This window comes from Streptomyces sp. Q2, assembly GCF_056820935.1.
Window position 1 is genome coordinate 200,283 of record NZ_JBXEJE010000005.1, and the last position, 15,969, is coordinate 216,251.

Sequence of the window (15,969 nt, forward strand, 5' to 3'; positions counted from 1 at the left end):
CATGCCCCACAGCCAAACCTCTGCACATCGCGACAGCCTGGCAGGCGTACGCCTCGCGCGCGGAGCATCGCCGTGGCTCCTGCCGACCGTCGCCACCGCAGCCCTCAGCCTGGTACGCGCGCGCAAGTCCGGCGCCGCCAAGGCCGTCGCCGTGCCCGCCACCGCGCTCGCGGCGGGCATGCTGTGGTTCTTCCGCGACCCCGAGCGCGAGATCGCCCAGGGCCGGGTCATCTCGCCCGCCGACGGTGTGGTGCAGAGCATCATGCCGTGGAAGGACGGTCGCACCCGCGTCGCGATCTTCATGAGCCCGCTCAACGTCCACGTCAACCGCGCGCCGCTGTCCGGCACGGTGGCGTCGGTCGAGCACATCCCGGGTGGGTTCGTTCCGGCGTTCAACAAGGAGAGCGAGAACAACGAGCGCGTAGTCTGGCATTTCGACACCGAACTCGGCGACATCGAAATGATCCAGATCGCCGGTGCGGTCGCTCGCCGCATCGTCCCCTACGTGCCCCAGGGCACCAAGGTCGAGCAGGGTGACCGGATCGGTCTGATCCGCTTCGGCTCGCGCGTCGACATCTACCTGCCCGAGGGCGTGGAGGTCGCGGTCGAGGTCGGACAGAAGACCGTGGCTGGGGTGACTCGCATTGACCGTGATTGATCCGGAAACCCAGACGGGCTGGGTGCCCGAGGCAGACGAGGTGGACGAAGAGGAGGAGATGCCCCTTTCTCTCCGTCTCTCAATAGCGGACACCCTCACCCTCGGCAACGCCACGTGCGGGTTCATGGCGGTGTACTTCACCACCACCGGCATCCTGATCCCGCACCTCACCGGCAGCCAGGAGACGGGCATGGCCCGTCACAGCGCGGCCACCGCGGTCATCCTGATGCTGTGCGCGGCGGTCTTCGACCTGTTCGACGGCCTGGTGGCGCGCAAGCTGCGTTCCTCCCCCATGGGCGCCGAGCTGGACAACCTGTCGGACCTCATCAGCTTCGGCCTGGCACCGGCGTACTTCGTCCTGGTGTACGGCATGGTCGCGAACGACGCGCACCAGCGGGTGGCGGCGGTCGGCGCGATCGTGGTGCTGCTGGCGGTGGTGCTGCGGCTGGCGAGATTCTCCTGCGTGACGGTGAAGGACGGCACCTTCCAGGGCATGCCGTCCCCGTTCGGCGCGCTGACGGTGGTCTCGATCGTGCTCCTCGAGCTGCCCTTCGAGGCGACGCTCCTCGCGATCATCGGCACGGCCTGGCTGATGGTGAGCCGGGTCGAGTACCCGAAGCCGCGGGGCCGCCTCGCGCTGGCGGTGCTCGTCTGGATCGTCCTGTCGATGGGTCTCCTGGCCGCCTGGGCGTTCGACGCCCCCGGTGGTCAGCTGCTCCTCCAGATGGGCTGCGCGCTCCAACTGGTCATGGGCGCGGTGATCCCGCTGTTCGCCACGGCCCGCCGGGTGAACAACTTCCGGGGCAACCGGCGTGAGGCACGCGCGGCACAGCTGCCGTAGCGGTCGTACGACAGACAAGCGGAAGGGCCCCGAGCCGACCGGCTCGGGGCCCTTCCGCGTTCATGGCGCTTGTCTTCGCTCAGGTCAGGAAGTCCCGGGCGATCCCCTCCGCCACCCGCTCCAGGATCGGGCCGGCCTCGGCGATGCACTTGGCCACGTCCGGCTCGGCCTCCGTCAGCGGATAGGCACGGCGGATGCCGGCCAGGCCCAGTGCCTGCGGGGGAAGGGCGAGCCGTCCGCAGACCGCGACGACCTCCTTGCCGGCCGCGCGGGCCGCTGCCGCCACGCCCGCCGGAGCCTTGCCGTGGAGTGTCTGCTCGTCGAGGGAGCCCTCGCCGGTGATGACCAGCGTGGCCTTCTCCAGCGCGGGCGCGAAGCCCAGCACGTCGAGCATGACCTCTATGCCGGCGCGGAAGCGGGCGCCGACGAGCAGGGCGCCGTATCCGATGCCGCCCGCCGCGCCCGCCCCTGGCGAGGCGGCGTACTCGGCGGCCTTCGCCCCGACCGTCTCCTCCAGCACCTTGGCGTAGTGGGCCAGGGCCGCGTCCAGGGCCTCCACGTCGTCCGGCGAGGCGCCCTTCTGCGGGCCGTACACCGCCGGTGCGCCCTTCGGGCCGGTCAGCGGGTTGTCGACGTCGCTGGCCAGGACGAACTCGACGGACGCGAGCCGCGGATCCAGTTCCGACAGGTCGGCCGAGGCCAGGTCGGCGAGACCGCCGCCGCCCGGGGCGATCGGCTCCCCCTCCGCGTCCAGGAACCGGGCGCCCAGCGCGGACAGCATTCCGGCGCCCCCGTCCGTGGTGGCGCTGCCGCCGACCCCGAACACGATCGTCCGCGCGCCCGCGTCCAGCGCGGCCCGCAGCAGCTCTCCGGAGCCGTACGTGGACGCCGAGAGCGGTGCGAAGACGCCCGCGGGCAGCCGCTGCAGCCCGCTCGCCTCCGCCATCTCCACGACCGCCGTGCCGTCGCGCAGCGCGAACGCGGCCGTCACCTCGTGGCCGAGGGGGCCCGCGACCCGTACCTCGCGGCGCTCGAATCCGGCCGCGACCGCCGCGTCCACCGTCCCGTCACCGCCGTCGGCCACGGGCAGCGACTCCACCTCTAGACCCGGTACGACCCGGCGCAGCCCAGCCGTCACCCGCTCGGCGACCTGTACGGCCGTCAGCGAGCCCTTGAACTTGTCCGCGGCGATGAGCACCCTGTGGGTGTCGTTCCGCGCAGCGTCCGCCACCTTGTAATCCCCTTGCTCTCCGGGCCCCACACACGTCAAGGCCAGTCGCGCCGCTGCGACCTTAACCGCAGGACGCCTTGGTCGTCATGCCCGAACCGGCCCGTGGGACAACCTGTGCGACCACTCGGAGGACGCATGTGGTACGCCGTTGGGACGTCTGTGGGGCGGCCGAACCCCGCGCGGTCGTCGCCGGAATTGGGTAAACCGGAGCTATGACCCCTGTGGGCACTGAGCACGAGCTCGCCGACCGCATCCTCGGGGGCTGGCTGGGCCGGATCGCGGGCAACATGCTCGGCAAGCCGGTCGAGCAGGGCGACCTGTGGACGCGGGACCGGATCGACCGCTATCTGCGGCAGGCCGGCGCGCTGCCGCTCACCGACTACCTGCCCGAGCCCGTCAGCGAGAGCGACGGCTTCGAGCTGCGCCCCGAGTGGCGCCAGTGCGTGCGCGGCCGGATCCACGGCAGCTGCCGCGACGACGACGTCGACTACGCCATCCTCGGTCTCGACCTCCTGGAGACCCACGGCTTCGCCTTCAGCACGGAACAGGTGGGTGACCTGTGGCTGCTGCGGCTGCCCTATCTGCAGACGTTCACGGCGGAGCGGGCCGCGTACCGCAACCTCGCCAACGGGCTGAAGCCGCCGCTGACGGCGACGTACGACAATCCGTACCAGGAGTGGATCGGGGCCCTCATCCGTGCCGACATCTACGGCTGGACCCGCCCCGGCGCCCCCCGTCGCGCCGCCCTGCTCGCCCGCCGGGACGCGGCGCTGTCCCACTCCGGCAACGGGGTGTACGGCGCGATGTGGGCGGCGGCGCTGGTCTCGGCGGCGTTCACGGCCGGCACGGTGCGCGGGGCCGTGGACGAGGCGCTGGCCGTCATCCCGGCGAGCAGCCGCCTCGCCCGTACCGTGCGGCGGGTCGTCTCGCTCCACGACACGCGGATGACCTGGGAGGACACGCTCGCCACGGTGGCCGAGGAGACCGTCGGGCTCGGCTGGATCCACACCGTCCCGAACGCTGCGGTCCTCACCGCCGGGCTCCTGTACGGCGACGGCGACTTCACCCGCACCATCACGCTCACCGTCCGCGGCGGCCTGGACACCGACTCCAACGGCGCCACCGCGGGCTCGGTGGCCGGCGTGCTGACCGGCGCGGACGCCATCCCGGCCCGGTGGAAGGACCCGCTGGAGGACACGGTGCGCAGCGCGGTGTTCGGCTTCGACGGGGTACGGATCACCGAGCTGGCGGAGCGGACGCTGCGGCTGGCGGAGATGGCGGAGCCCTGACGGGCCGTGCAGTCCCGGCGACCTCGCCCTCCGGGGCGCCTGGCCGGGCCGTGAGCCGGGGCGGGGTTGCGTCGGCTGGTTACCCTTCCTTGATGACCACCAGTGAAGACTTCGCCACGTACATCGCGGGTCTCCCCCGTGTTCTCGCCGGCGCCGCCGCCCTCTTCCGCGACGCCGAGGGACGGGTGCTTCTCGTGGAGCCCAACTACCGTGAGGGCTGGGCGCTTCCGGGCGGCACGATCGAGTCCGACGAGGGCGAGACACCGCGGCAGGGCGCGCGCCGGGAGACGTTCGAGGAGATCGGCCTGGACCGTGAGCTCGGCCGGCTGCTCGCCGTGGACTGGGTGCACAGCACCGCCCGCCCGCCGCTCGTGGCGTATCTGTACGACGGCGGGGTCCTCGGCGAGGACGACTTCAAGGCGATCCGCCTCCAGGAGGAGGAGCTGCTGTCCTGGCGGATGGTCCCGCGCGAGGAACTCGCCGAGCATCTGCCCGGCTCCCTGGGCCACCGTGTCCTGACCGCGCTGGACGTCCTCAGGGACGGGTCGGGGACGGCGGAGCTGGAGAACGGGCACCGGGTGGGCTGACGCCGGCCTGGGCGGGCCCACGCGCGGCGGCGGTGCGGCGGTCCCTTCGCGCAGCTTCCCCACAGGTGTACCGGGCCGGACAGCGGCTCGGCCGACGTGACGGCACGGTCCGATATCCGTTCGCCGCACCCGGATCCTCCGGCCTACCCTCGGGGACATGACCAAGCCCCTCGTGGCCGTCCTCAGCGGCGCCGGCATCTCGACCGACTCCGGCATCCCGGACTACCGCGGGCCGAACGGGCTGTGGCGGAAGGATCCCGAGGCCGAGAAGCTCGTGACGTACGAGTTCTACATGGGCGATCCGGAGATCCGGCGCCGGTCCTGGCAGATGCGGCGCGAGAACCGGACGCTTCAGGCCGAGCCGAACGCCGCGCACCGGGCGGTGGCCGAGCTGGAGCGGTCCGGGGTGCCGGTGCGGGTGATCACGCAGAACGTGGACGGCCTGCACCAGCTCGCCGGGATGCCGGCCCGCAAGGTGCTGGAGCTGCACGGCAGCGCGCGGAGCGTGGTGTGCACGAAGTGCCACGCCCGGGCGCCGATGGAGGACGCGCTGGCGCGGGTCGAGGCCGGGGAGAAGGACCCGGCGTGTCCGGAGTGCGGCGGGATCCTGAAGTCGGCGACGGTGATGTTCGGCGAACGCCTCGACCCCGTGGTGCTGGGTGAGGCGGTCGCCATCACCAAGGCGTGTCAGGTCTTCGTCGCGGTCGGGTCCAGTTTGCAGGTGCAGCCCGCGGCGGGCCTCGCGGGTGTCGCCGCCGACCACGGGGCACGGCTGATCATCGTGAATGCGGAGCCGACACCGTACGACGAGCGGGCCGACGAGGTGATCCGGGAGCCGATCGGCACGGCGCTTCCCGCCCTGCTGCGGCGGCTGGAGGGCGAAGCGTGAGTAACGCGACGGGGAGATCACGGGCGTCCGGCGCGGGCTGCCGAAACGGCTGCGCGAGACCGCCGCGTAGATCAGACTCGACGTCATGACCTCCGCGATACGCCATGTGACGATCGACTGTGCCGACGCCTACCGCCTCGCCGGCTTCTGGGCCGAGGTTCTGGGGCAGCCCCTGCACGAGGACGACGGGCCGGGCGACCCGGAGGCGTTGATCGAGGGTGCCGGGTTGCTGTTCGTCACCGTCGCGGAGCCCAAGACGGTCAAGAACCGGGTGCATCTCGACCTCCGGCCGCAGGACCGTACCCGCGACGCGGAGGTCGAGCGCCTCCTCGCCGTCGGGGCCACGCTCGTCGACGACCGCCGCAACCCGGACGGCACGGGCTGGGTGGTCCTCGCCGACCCGGAGGGCAACGAGTTCTGCGTGGAGCGCAGTACGGCTGAGCGGGCCGGCTGACGCGCGAGTTCTAGAACAGCGCCGGTCCGCTCTCGAAGTCCAGGAGGCGCTGCTTGCGGTCCAGGCCGCCGCCGTACCCGGTGAGGCCGCCGTTCGCGCCGACGACGCGGTGGCACGGCACGATGATGCCGACCGGGTTCCTGCCGTTGGCGAGACCGACCGCGCGGGAGGCGGTGGGGTTGCCGAGGGTGTCGGCGAGTTCGCCGTACGAGCGGGTCTCGCCGTACGGGATCTTGCGGAGCTGTTCCCAGACACTGCGCTGGAACGGGGTCCCGTGCAGGCGCAGTTCGAGGGTGAAGTCCTTCAGCTCACCGGCGAAGTACGCCTTCAGCTGCTCGGCGGCCGCACCGAAGGCCGGCAGGTCGTCACGGTCGCCGAAGCTCTCCTGCGGTGGACGGTGGCGCTGGCCGGTCATGTAGAGGCCGCAGAGGACGCCGTCGTCGGCGACCAGGGTGAGGGGGCCGTACGGGCTGTCGATCACGGTGTGCTGCTTCATCCAGAGATCCCTACGTCCTATACCGGAAGGAAATTGATCGGGTGGCTGTCCGTCGCCCACAGGTACTGGACCGCGTACGCCCGCCAGGGCCGCCAGGCCGCCGCGCGGGCCGTGAGCGCCGCCGGCGTCGAGGGCAGGCCCAACTCGTGGGCGGCACGCCGGATTCCGAGGTCGGTGGGGAGGAAGGCGTCCGGGTCGCCGAGGGCGCGCATCGCGATGACGTCGACCGTCCAGGGGCCGAAGCCGGGCAGGGCCAGCAGTCGGGCGCGGGTTTGCGACCAGTCGGTCTCCACCCCCAAGTTCAGTGTTCCGTCGGCGAGTCGGGCCACCAGCGTGGTGAAGGTGGTGCGGCGCGTGCGGGGCATCGCCAGCGCCGCGGGGTCCACCGCGGCGAGCGCCTCGGGTGCCGGGAAGAGGTGGGTGAGGCCGCCCTCGGGGTCGTCCACCGGGTCGCCGTGGGCGGTCACCAGGCGGGCCGCGTGCGTGCGGGCCGCCGCGGTGGAGACCTGTTGGCCCAGTACCGCGCGCACGGCGAACTCCGCCTCGTCGACCGTGCGCGGCACGCGCCGGCCGGGGGCCTTGTCGACCAGCGGGGCGAGGAGCGGATCCGTGCGCAGCTGGTCGTCCACGGCGACCGGGTCGGCGTCCAGGTCGAGGAGGCGGCGGCAGCGGCTGATGGCGACGGTCAGGTCGCGCAGGTCCCCGAGGGTGAGGCGGCAGGCGATGTGGTCCGGCCGCGGGGTGAGGGCCACGATGCCGTGGCCGTACGGCAGCCGGAGCGTGCGCCGGTAGGCGCCGTCCCGCCACTCCTCGACGCCCGGGACGGCGGTCGCGGCGAGGTGGCCGAAGAGGTTGTCCGGGTTGAGGGGCGTGCGGAAGGGGAGGCGGAGGGTGAGGGCCCCCGGTGTACCTCCGGCGTGCGCCCCGGCACCCTGGGTGGTCGTCTTGGCGTCGGTCTTCGGCAGCCGGGCGCGCAGTTCGCTGGGCGACAGGGCGAAGACCTCGCGCACGGTGTCGTTGAAGGTGCGGATGGAGGCGAAACCGGCGGCGAAGGCGATCTCCGCCATCGGGAGCGGCGTGGTCTCGATGAGGATCCTGGCCGTCTGGGCGCGCTGGGCGCGGGCGAGGGCGAGGGGGCCCGCGCCCAGTTCGGCGAACAGCTGGCGTTCGACCTGCCGGGTGCTGTAGCCCAACCGGGTGGCGAGCCCGGGCACGCCCTCGCGGTCCACGACACCGTCGGCGACCAGGCGCATGGCACGGGCCACGAGGTCGGCGCGCTGGTTCCACTCCGGGGAGCCCGGGCTGGTGTCGGGCCGGCAGCGCTTGCAGGCCCGGAAGCCCGCCTGCTGGCAGGCCGCCGCACTCGGGTGGAAGGTCATGTTCTCGGGCTTGGGCGGCACCACCGGGCAGCTCGGCCGGCAGTAGATCCGGGTCGTGAGGACGGCCGTGAAGAACCAGCCGTCGAAGCGGGCGTCCTTGGACTGCACGGCGCGTACGCAGCGCTCGGTGTCGGTGTGCATCCCCATCTGCATGGGTCCAGCATCGTCCAGTGACGGGACCAGAGCTGGCGAGAATCCGACATCGACCTCAGCCGCCCTGCGCCGGGCCGGATCACGCGCGGCCGAGGACACATGAAGAACCATTCATCCCATCATGTGCGATGAGTAGGATACGGCCATGGGTCATGGAGCCGTCACCGCCGCGCAGGACGCCGCCGAGCGCGTACGCCTGGACGCGGGCAATGTCGCCAAGGTGGCCACCACGCTCCAGGCCCTGTCGACACCCTCCCGGCTGCTGATCCTGGCGCGGCTGCGCGAAGGTCCGCTGCCGGCCACGGAGTTGGCGGCGGCGGTGGGCATGGAGCAGTCGGCGTGCTCGCACCAGCTGCGGCTGCTGCGCAACCTCGGTCTGGTGGTGGGCGAACGCCGCGGCCGGTCGGTGGTGTACGCGCTGCACGACCACCATGTCGCCGAGCTGCTCGACCAGGCCGTCTTCCACGTGGAGCATCTGCGCCTTGGCCTCAGTGACGCCTCCGAGTGACCCGCCGGCGCACCGGTTGTGGCCGCAGTACGCGGCCGGCTTCACCACCGCCTTCGGGGCGCACGGCATCGCCGCGAACCTCGGCGGCGGCTCCGAGTACGCGGTCACCTCGCTGCTCGTCCTCGGCGGGCTCGCGCCGCGGGTTGCCGCAGCCCTGACGCTGACGTAGGGGTACGGGGCACTGGCGGTGCTGCTGGCGTGCGGCCCGTTCTTGTGCTTGCGCTTGCGCTTGCGCTTGCTGCGGGCGTACGGCGCGGAGGTCCGGCCAGGGTGCGGTGAGGGGACCGGCGTGCCGGTGACCGCCCTGGGGGCTCCGCCCCCAGACCCCCGGCCTATGCCCACCCACCACCCGACTCGGCCAGCCGAAAAGCGAAGCACCAAAGACTGGCCGCGCCCACCGACCCACGCCACCCACCACCCACCACCCATCACCCCACCCGGTCAGCCGAAAAGTGAAGCACCACGGACTGGCCGCGCCCGCGTACGGCGGGAAGGGGACGTGTCGGGGGGTGTCCGCCCGCAGCGGATGGCGCGTCAACCCCGGTGAGTCGGTGAGACACCGATTCCGCGCCAGACCGAGGACGGACACCCCCCGGCGCGGCCCCGACCCACCACCAGACCGAGGGTGCTACCCACAGGCCCCCGGCCCGGTCAGCCAGAGACCTCCGTTCCCGTCGGCCGCCGCGAGGCAGCCATCGCCTTGTCGACGTCGGTCAGTGGACGCAGCCGGTACGTGTACGCGTAGTCGCGGTTGGCGAACAGTTTGTACTCGTCGTGCGTGTGCGCGCCCCAGCTGTTGTCGCCGCCCACGCCCATCTGCCGGTGGTTCAGGCGGAGTACGACCTCCTCGCGCGGCGTGAGCTGATAGTCGTGGCGGGCCCCGACCGACAGGTCCTCCGGGGTGAGGTGCGAGGCGTTGACCTCCAGGAGCGGTTCGCCGCTGACGAGCAGCCCGACCCCGTCACGGCCGGTCAGTGCTGCCCAGCGGACGTCGGTCTTGTTGCCGTTCTCCTGCGGGCGCAGGTAGGACGTCCACTGCCCGGCGACGGTGCCGGAGTACAGGCCCACGTCGGTGCCGTTGTTGCGGTCCCACATGTTCTCCTCGGGGCCGCGGCCGTAGTAGTGCAGGCGGTCCAGGCGCTTCGGCAGGAACAGCAGGGTGCCGACCTCGGGGATGTAGGGCAGGCTCGCCGCACCCGGGTGCAGGGTGTTGTCGACCTTGATCTCGCCGTTGCCGAAGACCGTGTACGTGGTGGTGTACGTCGACTCGACGGCCGTCGGCAGTGTGCCGCTGACCTTGATCTCGACGGCCCGGTCGCGCAGCGCCCGCACGCGGACGTCGGTGACCGTGCGCCGGGCGCCGGCGTCGCGCCAGGTCTGGTTGCGGGTGTGCTGGCCGTTGCCGCGGTCGTTGTCGGTGGGCGCCCGCCAGAAGTTGGGCACAGGTCCAGAGGTGATCAGACGGACACCGCGGGCCTCGTACGACGTGATGGTGCCGCTGGTCTTGTCGACGGTGACGGAGAATCCGCTGCCCCGGACGGTGACGGCCTTCTCGCCGTCCACGTGGCGCAGTGCCGGCACGCTCCCCAGCGCCACGGGCGTCACGGCCGGGCTGCCGGCGTCGACCGCGAGTTGCTGCTTGGCCACCTCGAAGCCGGCCTTCGCCCACTTCGTGGGCTCCTTGGTGGTGAACGAGAGGTGGAGGAAGTACTCCGTGCCGGGCGCCGGGTCCGCCGGGACCTTCACGGGAACCGTGATGTCCTTGCCGGTCAGCGGCGGGACGTCCAGCTGGTCGCGGCTCAGCCTGCCGCGTTGTACGACCTCGCCGTCGGCGACGAGGGACCAACGGCCGTCGAACTCGCGGACGTTGGTGAACAGGTACTCGTTGGTGAGGGTCACCCGGCCCGAGGTGACGGTGTCGCCGGAGGCGGGCGCGGCGTTGATCGCCTGGTAGACCTGCTTGACCTCGACGGCCTTGCCGGTGCTGCCGCGGTCGGCGGTGATGATGCCGTCCCCGGCGAAGGCGCCGTCGTTGGGGTTGTCGCCCCAGTCGCCTCCGTAGGCGTAGAACGTCTTGTCGCGGGGCCGCTTCTCGGTGAGGCCGACGGTGGCGGCGTCGAACCAGAACCGCACGCCGTCGTCGCCGGGGCCGCGGCCGCCGGAAGCGACGTCCGCGGCGCTCAGCGCCCGGGCGTACACGCGCGCCCGGCGGATGGTGCCGCTGAACTCGCGGGTCGGGTTGTCCACGTCCGTGGCCAGGGCCAGGGGCGCGGTGTTGACTGCGGGACGCCGGGTGGTCGTGCGGGTGGCCCGGACCGAGCCGTCGACGTGGAGGGTCAGCGTGCCGGCGTCTGCGTCGAAGACGCCCGCGACGTGGTGCTCGCGGCCGGTCCAGTCGTCGGGCAGCGCCCAGCTCGCGGTGACCCACTGGCCGCCGCCGTGGATGAAGAACTCCAGGGTCCTGTCGGTCTGCTTCAGGGCGTACTGGGTGTCGCCCTTGGCGATGATCGGCTGGTGGCCGCCGGTGAAGTGCGGGGTGAACCATGCCTCCAGGGTCAGCGAGCCGGTGAGGTCGAGGCTCGCGTCGCGGGCGAAGACGGTGCCGCCGCTGACACCTTCGTCGCGGGTGAAGGTGCCGCTGGGGGCGATGACCTCGCCGTTCAGGGCGGCGGGCCCGGACTCGGTGAGCAGCTTGCGCGTCGGGGTGGGCCAGCTCAGGGCCTGGTCGACGAAGTCCCAGATCCAGCCGCCCTGGAGCACGTCGTAGCGGCGGACGATGTCCCAGTACTTCTTGAAGTTGCCGCTGGAGTTCCCCATCGCGTGGGAGTACTCGATCATCACGTACGGCCGGGTGTCGCTCGTGTCCTTGGCCCGGGCCTCGACGCGGGAGGGGCTGTCGTACATCTCGGAGCGGATGTCGCTCATGCCCGGGCGGTCGTCGCCCTCGTACTGGATGACGCGGGTGGGGTCGTAGGAGCGTATCCAGTCGTACATGGCGTTGAAGGTGCTGCCGCCGCCCGCCTCGTTGCCGAGTGACCAGATGACGACCGAGGCGTGGTTCTTGTCGCGGTGGACCATGTTCTGGGCGCGGGCCACGCAGGCCTCGGTCCAGTCGGCGTGGTTGCCCGGGTACTCGCCGCGGATGCCGTGGGTCTCCAGGTTGGTCTCGTCGACGAGGTACAGGCCGTACTCGTCGGCGAGTTCCAGCCACAGCGGGTTGTTGGGGTAGTGCGAGGTGCGGACGCTGTTGATGTTCAGCCGCTTGATGATGCCGATGTCCTCGACGAGCTCCGCCCGGGTGAGCGCCGAGCCGCGGGTGGGGTGCATCTCGTGGCGGTTGGTGCCCCGGAAGGAGACCGGCTTGCCGTTGATGCGCATCAGCCCGTCCTTCAGCGCGAACTCGCGCAGGCCGACCCGGTGGGAGAGGGTCTCGACCACCTTGCCGGCCGGGTCGCGCAGGCGGAGCACGGCGGTGTAGAGGTACGGGTGTTCGGCCGACCACAGGCGCGGCGCGGGCACGGCCTTCGCGGCCTGTACGGTCGCCTCCTCGCCGGAGCCGAGCGTGACGGTCTGCCGCAACGGCCGGGACCACACCGGGTGCCGGTCGGCGTCGTACAGCTGGGTCTCGACGGAGTACTGACCGCCGCCCTTCCCGCCGTAGTCCCGGACCTCGGCCGTCACCGACAGCTCGGCCGACTTGTGGTCGTCGCTCAGCGGGGTGTCCAGCTTGAAGTCGCGCAGGTGCACGGCGGGCGTGGAGTACAGGTAGACCGAGCGGAAGATGCCGCTCAGCCGGATCATGTCCTGGTCCTCCAGCCAGTCGCCGTCGGAGTAGCGGTAGACCTCGACGGCGATCTGGTTGGTGCCGGGCTTGAGGTGCTGGGTGATGTCGTACTCGGCGGGGTCGTAGGAGTCCTCGTGGTAGCCGACCAGCTCCCCGTTGATCCAGACGTAGTGGGCTGACTTGACCCCTTCGAAGTGCAGGAACGTTCGCCGTCCGTCCCAGTCGCGCGGCACGGTGAAGGTGCGCCGGTACTGGCCGACGGGGTTGTAGCGGGTGGGGGCGGCCGGCGGCTGCGCCTCCTCACCCTGGCCGTTGGGGCCCCACCAGGGGTACGTGATGTTGACGTAGATCGGGAAGTCGTGGCCGTGCAGCTGCCACGCGGAGGGGACTGGGATCGTGTCCCAGTCGCTGTCGTCGAGGTCGTTGCGGTGGAAGTCGGCGCCCCGGTCGTCGGGGCGGTCGGCGTAGGCGAACTTCCACGTGCCGTCGAGGCTCAGCCGGTACGGGGAGCGCGTGCGGTCGCCGGCCAGGGCCTGTCTGACGTCGGCGTACGGCATGAGGGTGGTGTGCGGCGGCTCGGTGCCCAGCCGGAAGACGGCGATGTTGCCGTTCCACTCGGGTAAGGCGTCGGCCGCCGCCGTGCGCCGGCCGGCCGCCCAAGAGGTGGCGGGTGACGCGGACAGGGCGAACGCGCCGAGAACGGCGGCTCCTCCCTCCAGCAGACGGCGGCGGCTGAACACATGCGCGTTCGGGTGCGGGTGCGGGTGCGGGTGCGGCATGACCGTGGCCTTCCTCGGTGCGACTGGGGGTGCGCGGACTGAGGGTGCGTCAGGTGGGTCAGAACAGGGCTGCTGACAACAGGGGCAACTACTGAGCCAGGGGAACCCTAAAACTCGCACACAATCGAAGCAATGATCCTGTCGGACTTTGTGCGGTCCTGTTGAGCCATCGGACCTGCCACCCGCGACCGGAGGGGCGGTGGCCGTCATGACAGCTCCCATCACGTCGCCCGATGAAAGCTATGTCGACATAACTATAAATTCGTCGTGAATATGTCCTCATAACTACTGGGCGCCAACCCCGTACCCTGGAGCCGTGACGGAGGAACAAGCGGAGGATCAAGCACACGAGACGGGCACGGCGGCCGGACCGGAGGACGAGCGGCGGTGGGCCGAACTGGCCGACCTGGTGCTGATCATCAGCCGGGAGGTGCAGTTCCGCGGATACGCCGACGAGCAGGCCGTTCCCCTGTCACCGTCCGAGGGCATGGTGATGCGCCACCTGCAGCACGACCACGCCGCTCCGCCGAGCCGGATCGCCACGGCGACCGGGCTGCAGCGCACCAACCTCTCCACCGTCCTGCGGGGCCTCGAACAGAAGGGGCTCATCGAGCGACGCGCCGACCCGGGCGACGGACGCGGGGTCACCGTCCACACCACCGACCACGGCCGCGCCAACTACGCCCTGGTCCGCCGCGAATGGGCCACGGCCGTGGCCGCGGCCGCCGGCCACGACGCCACCCACCTCGACGCGGCCCTCGCCCTGCTCACCGCCGTGGAGTCCGGACTGGCCCGGTCACGGCCGCGAACCCGCGCCGCGCGTCCGGCGACCGGGTCCTGACCGCCGCGCCGTCGAAGGCGGCGACGGCGGCGACGGCGGCGGGGCAGCGGGGGTGCGGGTGGACAGGTCGGCGCTCAGCAGCGCAACAGCTCAGCGCACGTACCCTGCGAACGCCTCGTACGCCCGCTCGTCGAAGAGGACGAACCTGACCTCCTCGACCGCCGTGTCCGTCGCCCGTACCGTCTCCACCGCGATCCGGGCGGCGTCGTCCATCGGCCAGCCGTAGATGCCCGCGGAGACGGCGGGGAAGGCCACCGTACGGGCGCCCAGCTCGTCGGCGATCCTGAGCGACTCCCGGTAGCAGGAGGCCAGCAGCTCCGAGCGGTCCTCCTCGGTGGAGTAGCGCGGGCCGACCGTGTGGATCACCCAGCGGGCATCCAGTTCGCCGGCGGTCGTGGCGACCGCCCGGCCGGTCGGCAGGCCCTTGCCGTAGTGAGAAGCCCGGAGTCTGCGGCAGTCCTCGAGGATCGCGGGGCCGCCGCGGCGGTGGATGGCGCCGTCGACGCCCGAGCCGCCGAGCAGGGAGGAGTTCGCCGCGTTGACGATCGCGTCGGCGCTCTGCCGGGTGATGTCGCCCTGGACGAGCGTGATCGTGGTCATGTCCGGCGCAGCCTCCTCCACACGGCCTTGGCCGCGTTGTGACCCGACATGCCGTGCACGCCCGGGCCCGGCGGGGTGGCCGAGGAGCAGATGAAGACGGCCGGGTGCGGGGTGCCGTACGGGAACAGGGACAGCTTGGGCCGGAGCATGATCTGGAGTCCGGTGACCGCGCCGGAGGCGATGTCACCACCGATGTAGTTGGCGTTGCGGGCCATGAGTTCGGCCGGTCCGGCGGTCGCGCGGGCGAGGACGCGGTCGCGGAACCCGGGGGCGAACCGCTCCAGTTGGCGTTCCATGGCGTCGGTGAGGTCCCCGGTCCAGCCGCTGGGGACATGGCCGTACGCCCAGAAGACGTGCTGGCCGGCCGGGGCCCGGGTGGGGTCGACGAGGCTGGGCTGCACGGTGATCATGAAGGGCCGGTCGGGTGCGCGGCCCTCCCGCGACGCCGCGCGCAGGGCGGCGCCGACCTCCGCGCTGTCCGCGCCGATCTGCACGGTGGTGGCCCTGCGCGCCGGCTCCGCGGTCCAGGGCACGGGGCCGTCCAGGGCGTAGTCGATCTTGAAGACTCCGGGGCCGTACCGGTAGCCCTCGTAGTAGCGGCCGAAGCCTGCGATGCGGGCCAGCGCGGTGGGCGAGGTGTCGAAGACGTACGCCCGCGCCGGCGGCAGGTCGTCGAGGCGCTTGACCTCGAAGTCCGTGTGGATGGTGCCCCCGAGGTCCCGCAGATACGCGGCCAGGGCGTCGGAGATGGACTGGGAGCCTCCGCGGGCCACGGGCCAGCCGCGGGCGTGCGCGGCGAGGGCGAAGACCAGGCCGACGGCGCCGGTGGCGAAGCCGCCGAGCGGGGCCATCACATGCGCGACGAGGCCGGCGAACAGGGTCTTCGCCCGCTCGTCGCGGAAGCGGCGCATCAGCCAGGTCGAGGGGGGCAGGCCGGCCAGGCCGAAGCGGGCGAGGGTGACCGGGTCCCGGGGCAGCGCGGTGAGCGGCAGCGACATGAAGTCCCGGGCCAGGGTGTCCCACTTGGGCAGGAAGGGCTCGACGAGCCTGCGGTACGTCCCCGCGTCTCGCGGTCCGAAGGAGGCGGCCGTCTCACCGACCGACCGCGCGAGCACGGCCGCGGTGCCGTCGGGGAGCGGGTTCGCCATGGGCAGGTCGGCGTGCAGCCACTCCAGGCCGTAGCGCTCCAGGGGCAGTGCGCGGAACGCGGGTGAGTTGATACCGAGGGGGTGGGCCGCGGAGCACGGGTCGTGCCGGAAGCCGGGGAGGGTGAGCTCCTCGGTGCGCGCTCCCCCGCCGACGGTGTCGCGGGCCTCGAAGAGGGCCACGGAAAAGCCCCGGCGGGCCAATTCAACGGCAGCGGTCAGCCCGTTCGGTCCCGCACCCACCACGACCACATCGAGCATCGACGGCACCTTCGGACCCCTTCGTCAGCCGATGGCCTGTACGGATCAGGATATGACGGAGGACCGCCGGCACC

At 71.9% G+C, this 15,969-nt stretch carries 15 protein-coding genes; 9 read left to right on the forward strand and 6 right to left on the reverse strand.

Going from position 1 to position 15,969, the window contains the following annotated elements; all coding sequences use genetic code 11:
- Window position 1: 1 nt before the first annotated feature.
- Both ACWBNA_RS07970 and pssA read left to right on the forward strand, forming a co-directional pair.
- On the forward strand, window positions 2-658 hold the full coding sequence (locus ACWBNA_RS07970) for a phosphatidylserine decarboxylase (RefSeq protein ID WP_482703508.1): 657 nt from the start codon (window positions 2-4) through the stop codon (window positions 656-658).
- Between the two features lie 22 nt (window positions 659-680).
- Window positions 681-1,499, forward strand: coding sequence for a CDP-diacylglycerol--serine O-phosphatidyltransferase (pssA, locus tag ACWBNA_RS07975; protein WP_482703561.1), 819 nt, complete (start codon window positions 681-683; stop codon window positions 1,497-1,499).
- Window positions 1,500-1,578: 79 nt separating this feature from the next.
- Here the strand turns inward: pssA and ACWBNA_RS07980 are convergent, their stop codons facing one another.
- The gene (locus ACWBNA_RS07980; RefSeq protein ID WP_482703562.1) at window positions 1,579-2,697 is read right to left on the reverse strand and encodes a glycerate kinase; all 1,119 of its coding nucleotides are present in this window, start codon (window positions 2,695-2,697) and stop codon (window positions 1,579-1,581) included.
- A gap of 245 nt (window positions 2,698-2,942) precedes the next feature.
- On the opposite strand from ACWBNA_RS07980, the gene ACWBNA_RS07985 reads away from it, so the two are divergent.
- From ACWBNA_RS07985 to ACWBNA_RS08000, 4 genes are all read left to right on the forward strand, one after another.
- The gene (locus ACWBNA_RS07985) at window positions 2,943-4,019 is read left to right on the forward strand and encodes an ADP-ribosylglycohydrolase family protein (protein ID WP_482703509.1); all 1,077 of its coding nucleotides are present in this window, start codon (window positions 2,943-2,945) and stop codon (window positions 4,017-4,019) included.
- Window positions 4,020-4,111: 92 nt separating this feature from the next.
- A complete protein-coding gene (locus ACWBNA_RS07990; protein ID WP_482703510.1) occupies window positions 4,112-4,606 on the forward strand; it encodes an NUDIX domain-containing protein in 495 nt (164 codons plus the stop codon).
- Between the two features lie 157 nt (window positions 4,607-4,763).
- On the forward strand, window positions 4,764-5,495 hold the full coding sequence (locus tag ACWBNA_RS07995; RefSeq protein WP_482703511.1) for an SIR2 family NAD-dependent protein deacylase: 732 nt from the start codon (window positions 4,764-4,766) through the stop codon (window positions 5,493-5,495).
- Between the two features lie 85 nt (window positions 5,496-5,580).
- The gene (locus ACWBNA_RS08000) at window positions 5,581-5,949 is read left to right on the forward strand and encodes a VOC family protein (protein WP_482703512.1); all 369 of its coding nucleotides are present in this window, start codon (window positions 5,581-5,583) and stop codon (window positions 5,947-5,949) included.
- Between the two features lie 10 nt (window positions 5,950-5,959).
- On the opposite strand, the gene ACWBNA_RS08005 is transcribed toward ACWBNA_RS08000, so the two are convergent.
- Together ACWBNA_RS08005 and ACWBNA_RS08010 are read right to left on the reverse strand one after the other, a co-directional pair.
- A complete protein-coding gene (locus ACWBNA_RS08005; protein ID WP_482703513.1) occupies window positions 5,960-6,445 on the reverse strand; it encodes a methylated-DNA--[protein]-cysteine S-methyltransferase in 486 nt (161 codons plus the stop codon).
- Window positions 6,446-6,462: 17 nt separating this feature from the next.
- Window positions 6,463-7,977, reverse strand: coding sequence for an AlkA N-terminal domain-containing protein (locus ACWBNA_RS08010; protein ID WP_482703514.1), 1,515 nt, complete (start codon window positions 7,975-7,977; stop codon window positions 6,463-6,465).
- A gap of 145 nt (window positions 7,978-8,122) precedes the next feature.
- Here ACWBNA_RS08010 and ACWBNA_RS08015 point away from each other — a divergent pair, with 145 nt between their 5' ends.
- Both ACWBNA_RS08015 and ACWBNA_RS08020 read left to right on the forward strand, forming a co-directional pair.
- Window positions 8,123-8,485, forward strand: a complete 363-nt coding sequence (locus tag ACWBNA_RS08015; RefSeq protein WP_482703515.1) for an ArsR/SmtB family transcription factor — start codon at window positions 8,123-8,125, stop codon at window positions 8,483-8,485.
- Complete coding sequence (locus ACWBNA_RS08020) at window positions 8,469-8,654, forward strand: hypothetical protein (protein ID WP_482703516.1); 186 nt, start codon at window positions 8,469-8,471, stop codon at window positions 8,652-8,654. The genes ACWBNA_RS08015 and ACWBNA_RS08020 overlap by 17 nt, the downstream gene beginning before the upstream one ends.
- 482 nt (window positions 8,655-9,136) lie before the next feature.
- Here ACWBNA_RS08020 and ACWBNA_RS08025 read toward each other — a convergent pair whose 3' ends face one another.
- Window positions 9,137-13,048: a glycoside hydrolase family 2 TIM barrel-domain containing protein gene (locus tag ACWBNA_RS08025; RefSeq protein ID WP_482703517.1), complete on the reverse strand. Its 3,912-nt coding sequence runs from the start codon at window positions 13,046-13,048 to the stop codon at window positions 9,137-9,139.
- Window positions 13,049-13,364: 316 nt separating this feature from the next.
- On the opposite strand from ACWBNA_RS08025, the gene ACWBNA_RS08030 reads away from it, so the two are divergent.
- Window positions 13,365-13,889: a MarR family winged helix-turn-helix transcriptional regulator gene (locus ACWBNA_RS08030; RefSeq protein ID WP_482703518.1), complete on the forward strand. Its 525-nt coding sequence runs from the start codon at window positions 13,365-13,367 to the stop codon at window positions 13,887-13,889.
- 90 nt (window positions 13,890-13,979) lie between these two features.
- Here ACWBNA_RS08030 and ACWBNA_RS08035 read toward each other — a convergent pair whose 3' ends face one another.
- Entirely contained in the window at window positions 13,980-14,489 is a 510-nt protein-coding gene (locus tag ACWBNA_RS08035) for an O-acetyl-ADP-ribose deacetylase (RefSeq protein WP_482703519.1), read from the reverse strand.
- Entirely contained in the window at window positions 14,486-15,895 is a 1,410-nt protein-coding gene (locus ACWBNA_RS08040) for a phytoene desaturase family protein (protein ID WP_482703520.1), read from the reverse strand. The genes ACWBNA_RS08035 and ACWBNA_RS08040 overlap by 4 nt, the downstream gene beginning before the upstream one ends.
- Window positions 15,896-15,969: the final 74 nt, after the last annotated feature.

What these genes read in the sequence shown, in the direction of transcription:
- ACWBNA_RS08010 (WP_482703514.1), bottom strand. Translation starts at nt 7,977, where the DNA reads ATGCAGATGGGGATGCACACCGACACCGAGCGCTGCGTACGCGCCGTG.
- ACWBNA_RS08015 (WP_482703515.1), top strand. Translation starts at nt 8,123, where the DNA reads ATGGGTCATGGAGCCGTCACCGCCGCGCAGGACGCCGCCGAGCGCGTA.
- ACWBNA_RS07970 (WP_482703508.1), top strand. Translation starts at nt 2, where the DNA reads ATGCCCCACAGCCAAACCTCTGCACATCGCGACAGCCTGGCAGGCGTA.
- ACWBNA_RS08025 (WP_482703517.1), bottom strand. Translation starts at nt 13,048, where the DNA reads ATGCCGCACCCGCACCCGCACCCGCACCCGAACGCGCATGTGTTCAGC.
- ACWBNA_RS08005 (WP_482703513.1), bottom strand. Translation starts at nt 6,445, where the DNA reads ATGAAGCAGCACACCGTGATCGACAGCCCGTACGGCCCCCTCACCCTG.
- ACWBNA_RS08000 (WP_482703512.1), top strand. Translation starts at nt 5,581, where the DNA reads ATGACCTCCGCGATACGCCATGTGACGATCGACTGTGCCGACGCCTAC.
- ACWBNA_RS07995 (WP_482703511.1), top strand. Translation starts at nt 4,764, where the DNA reads ATGACCAAGCCCCTCGTGGCCGTCCTCAGCGGCGCCGGCATCTCGACC.
- ACWBNA_RS08035 (WP_482703519.1), bottom strand. Translation starts at nt 14,489, where the DNA reads ATGACCACGATCACGCTCGTCCAGGGCGACATCACCCGGCAGAGCGCC.
- ACWBNA_RS07985 (WP_482703509.1), top strand. Translation starts at nt 2,943, where the DNA reads ATGACCCCTGTGGGCACTGAGCACGAGCTCGCCGACCGCATCCTCGGG.
- ACWBNA_RS08040 (WP_482703520.1), bottom strand. Translation starts at nt 15,895, where the DNA reads ATGCTCGATGTGGTCGTGGTGGGTGCGGGACCGAACGGGCTGACCGCT.
- ACWBNA_RS07990 (WP_482703510.1), top strand. Translation starts at nt 4,112, where the DNA reads ATGACCACCAGTGAAGACTTCGCCACGTACATCGCGGGTCTCCCCCGT.